This is a genomic window from Cupriavidus basilensis, from assembly GCF_000832305.1.
In the GTDB taxonomy this organism is placed as follows: domain Bacteria; phylum Pseudomonadota; class Gammaproteobacteria; order Burkholderiales; family Burkholderiaceae; genus Cupriavidus; species Cupriavidus basilensis_F.
In genome coordinates, this window is record NZ_CP010537.1 from 3,467,180 (window position 1) to 3,481,586 (window position 14,407).

The window sequence follows — 14,407 nt, forward strand, 5'->3', positions numbered from 1 at the left end:
GCCGCAGCTGCGAAGCGACTACGGCCCCCCCTCACCGAAACCCAACCGTAACCTCATTGGCCTGCCCGATCAAAACCGGCGTGAGCGGCCCCTTCCCCGGCACCTGAAAAGCAAACACAAAGCCCTTGGCGGCGTCATCCCCGCTAAACGCCTCGGTCAGTCCTTCAGCCCCCGAGAGCAATACACATCGTTGCGCATTGCATAGGTAAGCCTGCAGTTCATTCGGCGGCGTACGCGAGAAGCGATAGCGCCACCGCACCGTCGTGATCGCGCCCTGCGCCTGCGGCAAGTAGCCGGTCGGTGAAATCGGGACGGAAATGGTGCGCAAGCCTTTGCCGTACAGCGCGGGCCCGTTCACCGAGGCCGACCAGCTATGCAGCGTCTGCCCACCAGGCGCTGCCAGTGCCGGCCAGCACCCCACGGCCAGCGCCGCCGCGGCGAAGCGTTTGGGCCAGCCGCTCACAGCAACCCGCGCAACTGCGAACGCAGCCGTGTAATCGCCTGGCTACGGATCTGGCACACGCGCGACTCGGTGACTTCCAGCACCGCGCCGATTTCCCGCAGGTTCAGCTCCTGGTCATAGCACAGCGACAGTACCAGCTTCTCCCGCTCGGGCAGGCGCTCGATGGCACGGATCAGCGCTTCGCGCATGCCGCTTTCCATCAGCACCGTGAGGGGATTGCCGTCATCGCTCACGCTCAGGTGCCGGTCCAGGAAGTCTTCTTCGCCGGAGCGCTCGAAGTCTTCATAGTGCAGCAACTGGCAGCCATAAACCTCGTTGAGCAGCGTCTGGTATTCGTCGAGCGGCAGCTCCAGCTCCTGCGCCACTTCGGAATCGAGCGGCGCACGGCCTAGCGTTTGCTCCAGGCCGCGCACGGTGCGCTCGATCCGCCGCGTGAACTGGCGCAGGCTGCGCGACTGCCAGTCGTTGGCGCGCACCTCGTCGAGCATGGCGCCGCGGATGCGCTGGCTGGCGTAGGTCTCGAAACGCGCACCGTGGGTGTCTTCGTAGCGCTTGGCGGCGTCAAGCAGGCCGATCATGCCGGCCTGGATCAGATCATCGAGTTGCACGCTGGCAGGCAGCTTGGCTGCCAGTTGCAAGGCGATGCGACGCACCAGCGACGCATGCGCCGTCACGGTATCAGTCTGCTCGAGCTTTCCCTGAATCGTATACATGGTGGAATTCTCGTGAGTCCTAGCTTGCAGGTCCCGGCGCTTAAGCCAGGGCCGTGGCCGTCGGCGCCATCGGCACCGACAGGGTTGAACGGGGATCGGCGGACATTGGCCAGCTGGCAATGCCCGTGGCAATTCGGCGTAATGCGGCGGTGGCGGGCGCTGCCGGAAAGGCCTCGACCACGCAACGGCCCAATGCGGTACTGCGCTCAACCAGCGGATCGTGCGGCAGGCTGCCCGCGGGGCTGGCCTCAACGCCAAGGTACTGGCTGGCGGTACGGGCCAGGTTGCCCAGCACCGCACTGGCGGCGGCGTCCCCGGCGGCGGCATTGATCACCAGGTGGAAACGCCGGCAAGCGTAAAGGTGATTGAGCTGCTTGATGCAGGCGTATGCGGCTTTGATCGAGGCCGGCTCCGCGCGCAGCACCACGATGAGGTTGTGCGCCGCGCCAGCCATTTGCGACAAGCCGCCATCCGCATCGCTGCGGGCGTCGCTAAGCACGGTGCGAAACGACTTGAGCAACTGCAGGTCGCCATTGGCCTGGGGGCTGCCCGGCAGCACGGCGATGGTGCCCGCGGGACGCTTGCCGAGCGCGGCATCGAGCGTCACCGCACCACCCAGCACCGCGGCCAGGGTGCCTTCCGGCATGGCGCCGGCAAGCCGGGTGGCGCGGGCGCCGAAACGGTCCTCATCGACGAGCAGTACGCGTTCGCCTTGCAGGGCAAGGGCGTTGGCCAGCCCCAGTGCCACCGTGGTGGCGCCGGCACCGGCATCGCTTGCGACCACGGCAATGCGGCGTGTGGCGCGGGGCGCCAGCATGCGCCGCAGGCTTTCCGCCTGGTCGGATGCGAGTGAATTCACGGCTTATTCTCCTTGCGCCAGCGTCTCGAACACGCGGCTGCCGCTCATGCGCGCCTCGAGCACGCCGCCGGCGCCGCCCAGTTGGAACGTCTGCGGCGAGGCTTCCTGCACAATGGGCTGCGTGGCGCGGGCGCCACGGGCCGGATAGTTTTCCAGCACGTCGAGCAGGGCCAGCAGACGGCCAATGCCTTCGACCAGCACAGCGCCGCCGCAAGGCTGGCGAGTCGGCGCGCGGCCAGTCAGTCGCGCCAGGAATGCGCCGACCGAGTCGTCGCAGGCCTGCTCGAGGCGCAGCGCGGCCACGCCCATCTGCAACGCGAGCAAGCGGGCGCAGGCCTGCGCTTCGGCCTGCGCGGGTTCGTTGCCGCCGTCGCCTTGGCCCAGGTGGTCCAGCGCATGGCGCAGCGTGCGCAATTGCGCTTCGCCGGCCTCGGCCCAGCGAGCCCAGCGGGCCAGTTGCGCGCCCTCGGCCGACAGCGCCGGGTCGCACAGCAGGTAATGCACAGCGAGCGTCTGGCCGTTTTCACGGTCGACGACGCGCGACACCAGCAAGCCTGCCTCGGTGCCACCCTCGGCGATGGAGCGGGTGCCGCGTGCCTGGCCTTCGAGCACGCGGACCGGGCTTTGCGCGATCCACTGCACAGCATCGCGGCCGCGATAGTCCATGTCTTGCACGGCGTGGAAGGTCAGCGTCTCGGCCAGCGCATCGAGCTTGAGGGCAGCCCCGCCGCTGGCCACCCGAGTGGTCTTGCGCGCGGTGGCCAGCCAGCGCTCACCGGTTTGCTGCCAGCGTGCCAGCACGGGGGCGGCAGGCATGGCGTCAAGTACGTTGACCACGGTGCGGGCGGCGGCGATGGCGGCGCACAGCGTGGCGGCATCGGCCTCCCATCCGCCCTGGCCGCCTTGCAGTGCCGGGCCGGTACGGCCGGCGGGCGCGGCGGCGGCGGCCAGCGGCAGGCCGTCGCGGTCCGCCAGGAACAGCGTGTGTTGCCAGGGGCGCGGTGCGCGCCGTCCCGCCACCGGTGTGGCCACCGTGGCGCTCAGCGACAGCACGAAGCGGTCGCAATGGCGGGTGAGGTCGCGGCAGGCGGCTTCGCGCACTTGCTGCGCCATCAGGCGCGGCGAGGGTGCGCTCTCATTGCGTTGCTGCCACAGCGAGCGGACCAGCTCAAAGCCATAGCTGCCAGCGCTCAGTTGCTCCACGCAATCGCCCACCGCGTTGGCACTGTCGGTCAGCGAGCGCAGCATGCCGTCGGCTCCGCCGGGGCTCGCCGCGCGCGTGGCTTCGCTATCGTCCTGCGCCGGCATGGCGCGACGCGCGGCTTCCGCGTCGGCAAACACCGAGCCGCGGCGCGGCGTCTGGAAGGCACGCTCGACAAGGGCCGCGCCGTTGGCAAGCTCAAGGTGCTCGGGCACGCGCTGGCCGGTCGAGGCGTAATACACCGGCAAGCGGTGGCGGATCACCACGTCGAGCACGGAGCCCAGGTGCGTGGCCTCGTCCAGCTTGCTGACGATGCAGCCGTCGATGCCGCCGTCGGGCGTGGCATCGTGGCGGTAGGCGTGGACGACTTCGTTGAGCGTGTCGCCGTGGCTGGCGCCGTTGAGCAGCAGGATGCGCTGCACCGGCGCCTGCACGCCGGCCAGCATGGCAATCTGCTCGGACAGGTTGCGGTCGCGCTGGCTCATGCCCACCGTGTCGATGATCACCAGGTGCTTCTCGGTCAGTGCCGCCAGCGCAAAGCGCAGGTCGGCCGCATCCTTGACCGCGTGCACGGGCACGCCAAGGATGTCGCCATAGATGCGCAATTGCTCGTGTGCGCCAATCCGGAACGTGTCGGTGGTCAGCAGCGCCAGGCGTTCCGGGCCGTGCTTGAGCACGAAGCGCGCGGCCAGCTTGGCGGTGGTGGTGGTCTTGCCCACGCCGGTGGGACCGACCAGCGCCAGCACGCCACCCTGGGCAAAGAGCGCATCTTCGTCGTTCAGCACCGGCACCTTGCGGGCGAGCTCCTGGCGGATCCAGGCCATGGCGGCAGGCCGGTCATGGCCCAGCGGCAAGTGACCCAGCAGCGAACGGGCGAGCTGCCCGGAGAAGCCAGCGGTCACTAACCAGGTAAACAGCGAATCGCGCAACGGGTCTGCGCCGATCGACGGCAGGCTGTGCGTGCCCACGCCGGAGAACTGGCGCTCCATCATGGCGCGCATGGTCTGCAGTTCGCCGCGCAGGTCGCCAAGGGCGCCGTCGACAGCGACCGCGGCAGCCGGCGGCGGCGTGAAAACCGGCGCGTTGCTGGAAATGGCGCCGAGGTCGGTGTCGCGCATCGCGACAATCTCCACGCCACCTTCAACGGTGCGGTTGGACAGCACCACCGCGTCCGGTCCCATCGCCTCGCGCACCTGGCGCAAAGCCTCGCGGCCATTGGCCGCCACGAATTTAGCTACGCTCATTTTGCGAAACCCCTCACGCTGTGCCACCGATCATGGCGGTGATCCTGATATTTCGGTTGTCCGGCACCTCGGCATGCGAGAGCACCTTGAGTTGCGGCATGGTCCGGCGCAGGAAGCGCGCCAGCAACGGGCGCAGCGGATGCGGCACCAGCAGCACCGGATCCAGCCCCAGATGTTCTTGCCTGGTCACCGCGCCTTGCGTCTGCTGCAGCAGCGCATCGGCCAGGCCCGGCTCGATGCCGCCGCCGTTAGTGAGCGCTTGCGACAGCACGCGCTCCAATCCGGCGTCCAGGCCGATGACCTGGAGGTCGGCGCCGTTGGGGAACCACTGCTGGGTAATGGCACGGCCCAGCGCCACGCGCACCAGCGAGGTGAGCTCGTTGGGATCGCTGACCTTCGGCGCGTGCTCGGCCACCACGTCCAGCACGGTGCGCATGTCGCGGATCGGCACACTTTCGTCCAGCAGGTTCTGCAGGATCCTTTGCAGCGCGGTAAGCGTGATGACCTTGGGAACCAGGTCTTCGGTGAGCTTGGGAGATTCCTTGGCGATGCGGTCGAGCAGCGCCTGCACTTCCTGGCGGCCAAGCAGTTCAGCCGCGTGCATGTGGATCAGGTGGTTGAGGTGAGTCGCCACTACCGTGCTTGCGTCCACCACGGTGTAGCCGTAGGTCTGCGCCTGCTCCTTGAGGCCGCTCTCGATCCACACCGCGGGCAGGCCGAAGGCCGGGTCCTGGCTGGGCGTGCCCGGCAGCGCGCCGGACACCTGGCCGGGGTTGATCGCCATCCACTGCCCGGGCGCGGCTTCGCCGCGGCCGATCTCCACGCCCTTGAGCGTGATGCGGTAAGCATTGGGCTTGAGTTCCAGGTTGTCGCGGATATGCACTACCGGCACCAGGAAGCCGATCTCCTGCGCCACCTTCTTGCGGATGCTCTTGATGCGCCCGAGGAGCTCGCCGTTCTGCGCGCGGTCCACCAGCGGGATCAGGCGATAGCCCACCTCCATGCCGAGCGGATCGACCAGGGTGACATCGTCCCAGCTGGCTTCGGTCGATTCCGGCGCCACCGCGGGGGCGCGTTCCTCGCGCTTCTTTTCCTGCGCCTGCGCCACGTCGCGGCGTGCCACATAGCGGCCGAACCACACCAGTGCGCCGGCAAAGGCCAGGAAGGCGACGTGCGGCATGCCCGGGATGATGCCCATCATGCCAATGATGGCGCCGGTCAGGTAGAGCACGCGCGGATTGGAGAACAGCTGGCCGGTCAGCTGCTGGCCCACGTCCTGCTCGTTGGAGACCCGCGAAACGATCACACCCGCGGCGGTGGAAATCACCAGCGCCGGGATCTGCGCGACCAGGCCATCGCCGATGGTCAACAGCGTGTAGTTGCGCACCGCGGTGGCGAAGTCCAGGTCATGCTGCACCATGCCCACCACCATGCCGGCGCCGACGTTGATGAACATGATCATCAGGCCCGCCACGGCATCGCCGCGCACGAACTTGCTGGCGCCGTCCATCGCGCCGTAGAAGTCCGATTCCTGCGAGACCTCGGCGCGGCGCTTCTTGGCGCCTTCTTCATTGATCAGGCCTGCATTGAGGTCGGCATCGATCGCCATCTGCTTGCCGGGCATGGCATCGAGCATGAAGCGCGCGCCAACTTCGGCGATACGCCCCGCGCCCTTGGTGATGACCATGAAGTTGATCACCACCAGGATCGCGAACACCACGATGCCCACGGCAAAGTTGCCGCCGACCAGGAAGTGGCCGAAGGCCTCGATCACCTTGCCCGCGGCGTCCGGCCCGGTGTGCCCTTCCATCAGCACGACCCGGGTCGAGGCCACGTTGAGCGACAGGCGCAGCAGCGTGGTGAACAGCAGCACCGCCGGGAAGGCGGCGAAGTCCAGCGCCTTCTGGGTGTACATGCCCACCAGCAGCACCATGATCGACAGGGCGATGTTGAACGTGAACAGCAGATCCAGGATAAAGGGTGGCAGCGGCAGGATCATCATGCCGAGGATCATGATGATCAGCAGCGGGCCGGCCAGGGCCTTCATCTGCCCGCCTGTCTGGCCCCCCGGCAGTTTGAACAGCGAGGTCAATGCGTTCATGCTTGGCTTTCCGGTACGGCTAACTCGTCAGGCACCAGCAGATCGGAGGGTGCCGCCGGATGCGGGCCGCTGCTGTGGTGCCAGTGTTTCAGTTGATAGACCCAGGCCAGGACTTCGGCCACGGAGGTATACAGGCCGGCAGGGATTTCCCTGCCCAGCTCTACGTGACGATGCAGTGCGCGCGCCAGCGGCGGCGCGCTCAGCAACGGCACACCGTTCTCGACGGCAATCTCGCGGATGCGCGCGGCAATCGCGTCACTGCCCTTGGCGACCACGCGCGGCGCGCTCATGCGGCCTTCTTCGTAGCGCAGCGCCACGGCAAAGTGGGTCGGGTTGGTGACCACCACATCCGCCTTCGGCACCTCGGACATCATGCGGCGCTTGGCCATGGCACGCTGCTGCTGGCGGATGCGCCCCTTGATGTGCGGGTCGCCTTCGCTGTCCTTGTGCTCCTGCTTGACCTCTTCCTTGGTCATGCGCAGCTTCTTGTAGAAGGTCCAGTACTGCCAGGGCACGTCGAGCGCGGCCACCAGCACCAGCGAACCCGCCACCATCGCGGAGCAGCTCAGCACCATCTCCAGCATGTGCAGCAGCGCTTCGTGGATCGGCGCGCTCATCAGCGCAATGGCCTCGGGCAACCGCCGCCACAGCACCCAGCCAGCCACGCTGCCAACCAGCAGCGCCTTGGCAATGGCCTTCGCCAGTTCCACCAGCGACTGCGAGGAGAACAACCTGCCCAGCCCCTTGAGTGGCGAGAGGCGGGAGAAATCCGGGGCGAAAGACTTCGCGGAAAACATCCAGCCGCCCAGCAGCATGGGGCCGGCCAGCGCTGCCGCGCCAAAGAACAGCAGCAGCGGCAGGAAGGCCAGCAGGCCCTCCCAGACTGCGATGCCAAAGCGCGACATCATGCGTGTCGTGTCAAAGGCAATCGCCGGCTCGAAGGCCAGGCTGGCGTGCAATACGGCATCGAGCTTGCTGGCAAGCGTGCCGCCCAGCGTCCACAGGCCCACTACGCCGCTCATCAGCATGATCAGCGTGGCGAGCTCGCGCGAACGCACGACCTGCCCCTCTTCGCGCGCCTTTTCCAGGCGCCGCGCTGAGGCGGGTTCGGTTTTCTCGAGATCGCTTTCTTCGGACATGGCCGCTCCGTTACGAAGCGGCATGCGGCCGTTCGTCAGGATCGATTATCGGAGCGGAAACCGGCGGCCATTAGCCGGAATAGGACTGGGATTCTGGCGCTGTTTGCGCGATGGCGCCGCTTGGGGCGGGCCGGGCACGCGGGGCAGGGGCGGCATGCGCGATGCGCCGGGGGCGTTGCGGCGGCGCACCCCGGGGAAGGGGCGTGCGCGGGACGGTGCGGCGCCGCTAGCGGCGCCGCGCTCCTTGCCTGGCGATCAGAAGATCAGAAGCCCAGGCTGGCGAGCAGGTCGTCGACCTGCGACTGGTCGGAAACCACGTCGGCCTTGCCTTCGGGGTTGACCTGCGGTCCATTCATCAACGTAGCCGGCGCTTCCACGCGGCGATCGGCCGGGACATTGTCGATCAGCACCTGCAGCAGTTCCTGCTCCAGGGAGTGGATCATGTCCATCATCTTCTTGATGACCTGGCCGGTCAGGTCCTGGAAGTCCTGCGCCATCATGATGTCGAGCAGGTGGCTGCCGGTGGCGCGGGCCTGCTGCGGCACGTCGGTCAGGAAGGCGCGGGTGTCGAGCACGAGCTCGCGCGCGTCTCCCAGCTCCACCGGCGTTTCGAACCAGGCTTCCCAGCGCTTGTCGAGCGCCTCGGCCTGTTTCTCCATGCCGGACTGGATCGGCTGCGCCAGTTCCACCGCGGTCAGCGTGCGCTCGGCAGCCTGCTCGGTCATGGAGGCGATATAGCTGAGCCGGTCGCGCGCATCGGGGATGGCCTGCGCGGCACGCTCGATTTCCTTGTCGAGCCCCAATTCGCGCATATTGTCGCGCAGCATCCGCGTCAGGGCGCCAATGCGCTGGAACAGCTGCTCGGCAGATTCGTTGCTGAGAGTCGGAGTCGTCGACATGTCGCCCACCTTATGCCCCTTCCTTCGCCAGTTTCTCGAAGATCTTGGTAATTTTCTCGTCGAGCGTCGCTGCCGTGAATGGCTTGACCACATAGCCGTTCGCGCCGGCCTGTGCCGCGGCGATGATGTTCTCCTTCTTGGCCTCGGCCGTCACCATCAGCACCGGCAGCTTGGCCAGCGGCCCTTCGGCGCGAATCGCCTGCAGCATGCTCAGGCCGTCCATGTTCGGCATGTTCCAGTCGGAAATGACGAACTGGAAGCTGCCGTCCTTGACCTTCTCCAGGCCCGCGGCGCCGTCTTCGGCTTCCTCGACGTTGGCAAAGCCCAGTTCCTTAAGCAGGTTGCGGATGATGCGACGCATGGTGGGGAAGTCATCGACCACCAGGATCTTCATGTTCTTGTCCACTCTAACGGCTCCAATACAGTTGTGGAAAGTTGCTGCAATACTTGCGCTGGCCCGGCCGGCATGCGGCCGGGCCAGCGCTTGTGCCCTGTCAAACTCGCTGCGCGCGCGCCCCGAAGGTGGCCAGGCGCGCCATCACGCGCTGGCTCATCGCGTGCAGCGGTACTACCTCATGCACCCCACCGGCGGCTATCGCCTCCTTGGGCATGCCGAACACGATGCAACTGCTCTCATCCTGTGCCAGGTTATAGGCACCGGCCTCGCGCATGCGCAGCATACCTTGCGCCCCGTCCTTGCCCATGCCCGTCAGCATCACGCCGATGGCGTTCTTGCCTGCGTGCTTGGCGGCCGAATCGAACAGCACCTCGACCGACGGCCGGTGGCGGTTGACTGCCGGCTCCTGCGACAGGTGGGCCACATAGTTGGCCCCGCTGCGCGCGAGCAGCAGGTGCGAGTCGCCCGGGGCAATATAGGCGTAGCCGGGCAGCACGCGCTCGCCGTGCTCCGCTTCCTTGACCGTGATCCGGCACAGGCCGTCCAAGCGCTGCGCGAACGAGCGCGTGAAGCCGGCCGGCATATGCTGGACGATCAGCACGGCGGGGCAATCGGGCGGCATCGGCATCAGGAATTCCTTGATGGCCTCGGTGCCGCCGGTGGACGCACCAACGATAATCAGCTTTTCCGTGGATAGCAACGGGCTGCGCAGCATCGGGGTAGCCGGCGCGGCCGCTTCCCCGCTGGCGGGTGCGTTGCTGCGGATGCGCGCACGCGACGCGGCACGGATCTTGTCGGCGATGGTGTCGGTGTAATCCATCAGGCCGTCGCGGATGCCGAGCTTGGGCTTGGTGACGAAATCCACCGCGCCGAGCTCCAGCGCGCGCATCGTGATTTCCGAGCCGCGCTCGGTCAGCGACGACACCATCAGCACCGGCATCGGGCGCAGGCGCATCAGCCGCTCGAGGAAATCCAGCCCGTCCATGCGCGGCATTTCCACGTCCAGCGTAAGCACATCCGGATTCAGGCGCTTGATCAGGTCGCGCGCCACCAGCGGATCGGGGGCGGTACCCACCACCTCCATATCGCTCTGGCTGTTGATGATCTCCGTCATCAGGCTGCGTATCAGCGCGGAGTCGTCCACGCACAATACCTTGATCTTGGCGGCAGTCATGTCTGGATAAAGTCCTTGTCGTATCAGGAAACGGCAGCCGACGGCGCACGCCGCGAAAACAGTTCCGCGCCGCCCTTTGCGGGCGCCGTCGCGGAGCTGGCAATGGCGCGTGCCAGCGCGCGTTCGTTGCGCTCGACCACCACCTGGTCGTCCTGTCGGGTGAGCCGGCGCACCAGCGCCAGCCCGGTAAGCGGGAAATAGCTGACGCGGCGCGCGTGCGGGCCACGCAGGTCCTGGGCGGCCACGCGGATCTCCTCGGCCTTCAGGTACCTGAGCACGAACTCGGCGTTGCGATCGCCGATATTGAGCGTGGTCATGTTGGCCAGCACCGCGCCGCCGCCGAACACCTTGGCTTCGAGCCGCTCGCGGCGCGCGCCCATCTTCAGCAATTCGTTGATCAGCACTTCCAGCGCGTAGGAGCCGTAGCGCATCGATGCGCTGAGCAGCCGGTCCGCACCCGCGCCCGCACCATCATCGTCCGGCAGCATGAAATGGTTCATGCCCCCGACCCCGGCCGTCTCGTCGCGGATGCATGCTGCTACGCACGAGCCGAGCACCGTGGTCAGCACCACGTCCTCGCGGGTCACGTAATACTCGTTGGGCAGCAGCTTGATGGCTTGCTTGCCGAATTCCCGGTCAAAGTAGCTGCGGGTGGCAATCGCCTCGGGCAATTGGGGCGTGCGCATCATGATCCTCCCAGCCGGACCGACTGCGGCGCCAGTTCATAGACAGTCTGCCCGCGCAGCTGGAAGGCACGCGTCACGTAGGAGAAATTCTCGGAGTGGCCCGCGAACAGCAGTCCGTGCGGCTTGAGCAGCGGCACGAAGCGCTCCAGGATCTTGCCCTGGGTAGGCTTGTCGAAATAGATCATGACGTTGCGGCAGAAGATCGCGTCGAACTTCTCGCGAATCCCCCAGTCCGGCGCCAGCAGGTTGAGCGGCTCGAAACTGATGGTGCCCGCCAGCTCCGGCTTGACCTTGACCGCGCCTGCGCGCTGGCCGGTGCCCTTGAGGAAAAAGCGCTTGAGCCGCTCCGGCGAGAGCTTGTTCACCTGCTCGGCCGTATAGACGCCGGAGCGGGCCTTGGCCAGCACCTGGGTGTCGATATCGGTTGCCAGCACGGTGGCGGCGCGCTCGCCGAGCGCCTCGGCCAGTGTGATGGCGATCGAGTAGGGTTCCTCGCCGGTGGACGCGGCCGAGCACCATACCGAGTAGGGCCGGCCGGTCTTCTTGGCGTGTTCCGCCAGCAAGGGGAAGTGATGGGCTTCGCGGAAGAACGACGTCAGGTTGGTGGTGAGCGCGTTGGTAAAGAACTCCCACTCCTCCGAGCCGTCATCGGCATCCAGCATTGCCAGGTAAGTGCCGAAATCGACCAGCTGCAGCGTGCGCAGCCGTCGCGCCAGCCGGCTGTACACCATCTCTCGCTTGTGGCTGCCAAGCGAGATGCCCGCGCGGCGATGAATCATCGCGCGGATCTTCTCGAAGTCCCGCTCGGTCAGCAGGAAGTCACGCGGCTCGTCGCGCCGCAGGGAAGCGGGCTGCGCTGATTGCGGGCCGGCGGCAAAGGCGGTTGGGCGAAGCTGCGTCATGTGTTGCGGGGGCTTTTGGCCGTGGTCTTGCTGGGGCTTGCTTTGGTGAACTCAGGCGGATCTGTGCGGGATCAGGCGAGCTCGGCTTCGACCAGTTCCATTTCGGCACTGGTCATCAGCTTCTCGATGTCGATCAGGATCAGCATGCGGCCGTCGACAGTGCCGAGGCCGGTCAGGTGATCGTTGGAGACCGAGACGCCGAACTCCGGCGCTGGCTTGATGGCTTCGCCGGTCAGGGTCAGCACGTCCGATACGCCATCCACCACGATGCCAACCACACGGCCCGCGATATTGAGGATGATGACCACGGTGTGGTGGTCGTAGCGCACGTTGCCCAAGCGGAACTTCAGGCGCAGGTCCACGATCGGCACGATCACGCCGCGCAGATTGGTCACGCCCTTGATGAAATCGGGCGCATTCGCCAGGCGGGTCACCGCGTCGTAGCCGCGGATCTCCTGCACCTTGAGAATGTCGATGCCATACTCTTCGCTTCCTAGCGTGAAAACCAGGAACTCCTGCCCGGAAGCTTCGCTCCCGGGGGTATCGATGTGTCCGATGCCGGCCATGATGTCTTGTTCTCCTGAGCGTTAAGCAAGCGCCGGGTCTTGGCGGCGCACTCCGGTGCGCTGCAGCGCGCCGACGTCCACGATCAGTGCCACGCTGCCGTCGCCCAGGATGGTGGCGGCGGAAATGCAAGGCACCTTGCGGTAGTTGGTTTCGAGGTTCTTCAGCACGACCTGGTGCTGGCCGATCAGTTGGTCCACCAGCAGCGCGAAACGCTTGCCTTCGGCCTGCAGGATCACGGCGATGCCCTGGGTCGGTTCCTGCACGGCTTCGGCCACGTTGAACACGCGATGCAACTCCAGCAGCGGCAGGTACTCGCCGCGCACATGCATCACGCGGTCGTTGTTGGCTGCCGTGTGCACGTCTTCCGGCTTGGGCTGCAGCGACTCCATCACGCAGTTCAGCGGCAGGATGAAGGTCTCGGCGCCCACCTTGACGGACATGCCGTCCAGGATCGCCAGCGTCAGCGGCAGCACGATGCGGGTGGTGGTGCCCTGGCCGGGACGCGAGGTAACCTCGACGTGGCCGCCCATTTCCTGGATGTTCCGCTTGACCACGTCCATGCCCACGCCGCGGCCGGACAGGTCGGTCACCGCTTCGGCGGTGGAGAAGCCCGGCGCGAAGATCAGTTGCCAGACTTCGTCGTCGCTGATGTTCTCCGACACCGGCAGGCCGTTCTGCAGCGCCTTGGCAAGGATCTTGTCGCGGCGCAGGCCGCCACCGTCGTCGCTTACTTCAATGACGATGTTGCCGCCGTGATGCTGGGCCGACAGGATCAGCTGCCCGGTGGGTTCCTTGCCCGCGGCAACACGCAAGTCCGGGGTCTCGATGCCGTGGTCCAGGCTGTTGCGCACCAGGTGGGTCAGCGGATCGATGATGCGTTCGATCAGGCTCTTGTCGAGCTCGGTGGCCTTACCGAAGGTGACCAGGTCGATCTGCTTGCCCAGCTTGCCGGCGAGGTCGCGCACCAGGCGCGGGAAGCGCGAGAAGACGTAGTCCATCGGCATCATGCGGATCGACATCACCGCTTCCTGCAGGTCGCGCGCATTGCGCTCGAGCTGGCCCATGCCGGAGAACAAGCGGTCGAACAGCACCGGATCGAGCGCGGACGCGGTCTGCGCCAGCATCGATTGCGTGATGACCAGCTCGCCCACCAGGTTGATGATCTGGTCCACTTTTTCGGTGGGCACGCGGATGGAGCCGGACTCCTGCGCGTGAGCGGCCGCGGCGGGCTGCGCCTTGGCTTTTTCCTTGACGGGCGCGGCCGGGGCCTGCGCCGGTGCTGCGGCGACCGGCGCGGGCGCAGCAGCCTCAGGGACCGGCTCGGCTGCGGCCGGCGCTGCGGCCGCAGCCGGCGCATCCGCCGCTTCGACGACGATCTGGTCGCCGTCGACGACGAAGCAGCACACCGCGATGATGTCATCGGCGCTGCACTGGCTCGACAGCCACACGGTGAGATCGCCGCCCTCTTCCTTCTGCCCGGTGATCTCGCCCAGGTTGGCAAGTTCCTCGCGCAACAGCGCCTGGTCCGAAGGCGACACCTTGACCAGCGTCACCTTCAGGCCGCCGCCGGCGGCTGCCGGTGCCGCCGGTGCCGCGGCTGGCGCTGCGGCAACAGGCGCAGCCGGGGCGCTCGCCGCCGCCGGCGTGCCGCCCGCAGCCTCGAGCGCCAGTTGCTGAAGAACGGCGCAGATACGCGCCAGCGTTTCCGGATCGGGTTCCGTACCGTTACGGTAGGCGTTGAGCTGATCTTGCAACACGTCCTTGGTTTCCAGAAAAGTGTCGATGATGGTCCGGGACAACGCCAGTTCCCGCCGCCGCGTACGGTCAAGCAGGTTTTCCAGCAGGTGCGTGGTTTCGGTCAGGGCAGCGAAGCCGAACGTGGCCGCGCCGCCCTTGATAGAGTGCGCCGCGCGAAAAATCGCGTTGAGCTCTTCCGCATCGGGGGATTCGAGATCCAGCCCAAGCAGCAGTTGCTCCATTTCCACGAGGAGCTCTTCCGCCTCCTCGAAAAAGGTCTGGTAGAACTGCGTGATATCGATATCGACAGACATAACCGTCCTGG

At 66.7% G+C, this 14,407-nt stretch carries 13 protein-coding genes; all 13 read right to left on the reverse strand.

The genetic code is table 11. The features are described from left to right. Window positions 1-31 precede the first annotated feature (31 nt). Window positions 32-463, reverse strand: coding sequence for a flagellar protein FlhE (locus RR42_RS35745; protein WP_043357009.1), 432 nt, complete (start codon window positions 461-463; stop codon window positions 32-34). Continuing rightward, window positions 460-1,176, reverse strand: coding sequence for an RNA polymerase sigma factor FliA (locus RR42_RS35750; RefSeq protein WP_006162649.1), 717 nt, complete (start codon window positions 1,174-1,176; stop codon window positions 460-462). Before RR42_RS35750 ends, RR42_RS35745 begins: the two co-directional genes overlap by 4 nt. Window positions 1,177-1,216: 40 nt before the next feature. Continuing rightward, on the reverse strand, window positions 1,217-2,035 hold the full coding sequence (locus tag RR42_RS35755) for a MinD/ParA family ATP-binding protein (protein ID WP_173430744.1): 819 nt from the start codon (window positions 2,033-2,035) through the stop codon (window positions 1,217-1,219). Between the two features lie 3 nt (window positions 2,036-2,038). Next, window positions 2,039-4,480 (reverse strand): flagellar biosynthesis protein FlhF, encoded by a 2,442-nt coding sequence (flhF, locus tag RR42_RS35760; protein ID WP_082055238.1) that lies wholly within the window; start codon window positions 4,478-4,480, stop codon window positions 2,039-2,041. Window positions 4,481-4,493: 13 nt separating this feature from the next. Beyond that, window positions 4,494-6,581, reverse strand: a complete 2,088-nt coding sequence (gene flhA, locus RR42_RS35765) for a flagellar biosynthesis protein FlhA (protein WP_043357011.1) — start codon at window positions 6,579-6,581, stop codon at window positions 4,494-4,496. Next, window positions 6,578-7,720, reverse strand: a complete 1,143-nt coding sequence (gene flhB / locus RR42_RS35770; RefSeq protein WP_043357012.1) for a flagellar biosynthesis protein FlhB — start codon at window positions 7,718-7,720, stop codon at window positions 6,578-6,580. Before flhB ends, flhA begins: the two co-directional genes overlap by 4 nt. A gap of 263 nt (window positions 7,721-7,983) precedes the next feature. Beyond that, a complete protein-coding gene (gene cheZ / locus RR42_RS35775) occupies window positions 7,984-8,619 on the reverse strand; it encodes a protein phosphatase CheZ (RefSeq protein ID WP_043358525.1) in 636 nt (211 codons plus the stop codon). Window positions 8,620-8,629: 10 nt separating this feature from the next. After that, on the reverse strand, window positions 8,630-9,025 hold the full coding sequence (gene cheY / locus RR42_RS35780; RefSeq protein ID WP_043357014.1) for a chemotaxis response regulator CheY: 396 nt from the start codon (window positions 9,023-9,025) through the stop codon (window positions 8,630-8,632). A gap of 88 nt (window positions 9,026-9,113) precedes the next feature. Next, window positions 9,114-10,190, reverse strand: coding sequence for a protein-glutamate methylesterase/protein-glutamine glutaminase (locus tag RR42_RS35785; RefSeq protein ID WP_043357016.1), 1,077 nt, complete (start codon window positions 10,188-10,190; stop codon window positions 9,114-9,116). A 23-nt stretch (window positions 10,191-10,213) separates the two neighbouring features. Further along, complete coding sequence (gene cheD, locus RR42_RS35790) at window positions 10,214-10,876, reverse strand: chemoreceptor glutamine deamidase CheD (RefSeq protein WP_043358526.1); 663 nt, start codon at window positions 10,874-10,876, stop codon at window positions 10,214-10,216. Continuing rightward, complete coding sequence (locus RR42_RS35795) at window positions 10,876-11,778, reverse strand: CheR family methyltransferase (protein ID WP_043357018.1); 903 nt, start codon at window positions 11,776-11,778, stop codon at window positions 10,876-10,878. The genes cheD and RR42_RS35795 overlap by 1 nt, the downstream gene beginning before the upstream one ends. Window positions 11,779-11,849: 71 nt before the next feature. Next, window positions 11,850-12,344 carry a chemotaxis protein CheW gene (cheW, locus tag RR42_RS35800; protein WP_043357020.1) on the reverse strand — a complete coding sequence of 165 codons (495 nt, stop codon included), beginning with the start codon at window positions 12,342-12,344 and terminating at the stop codon, window positions 11,850-11,852. A 21-nt stretch (window positions 12,345-12,365) separates the two neighbouring features. Further along, window positions 12,366-14,396, reverse strand: a complete 2,031-nt coding sequence (cheA, locus tag RR42_RS35805; protein ID WP_043357023.1) for a chemotaxis protein CheA — start codon at window positions 14,394-14,396, stop codon at window positions 12,366-12,368. Between the last annotated feature and the right edge of the window lie 11 nt (window positions 14,397-14,407).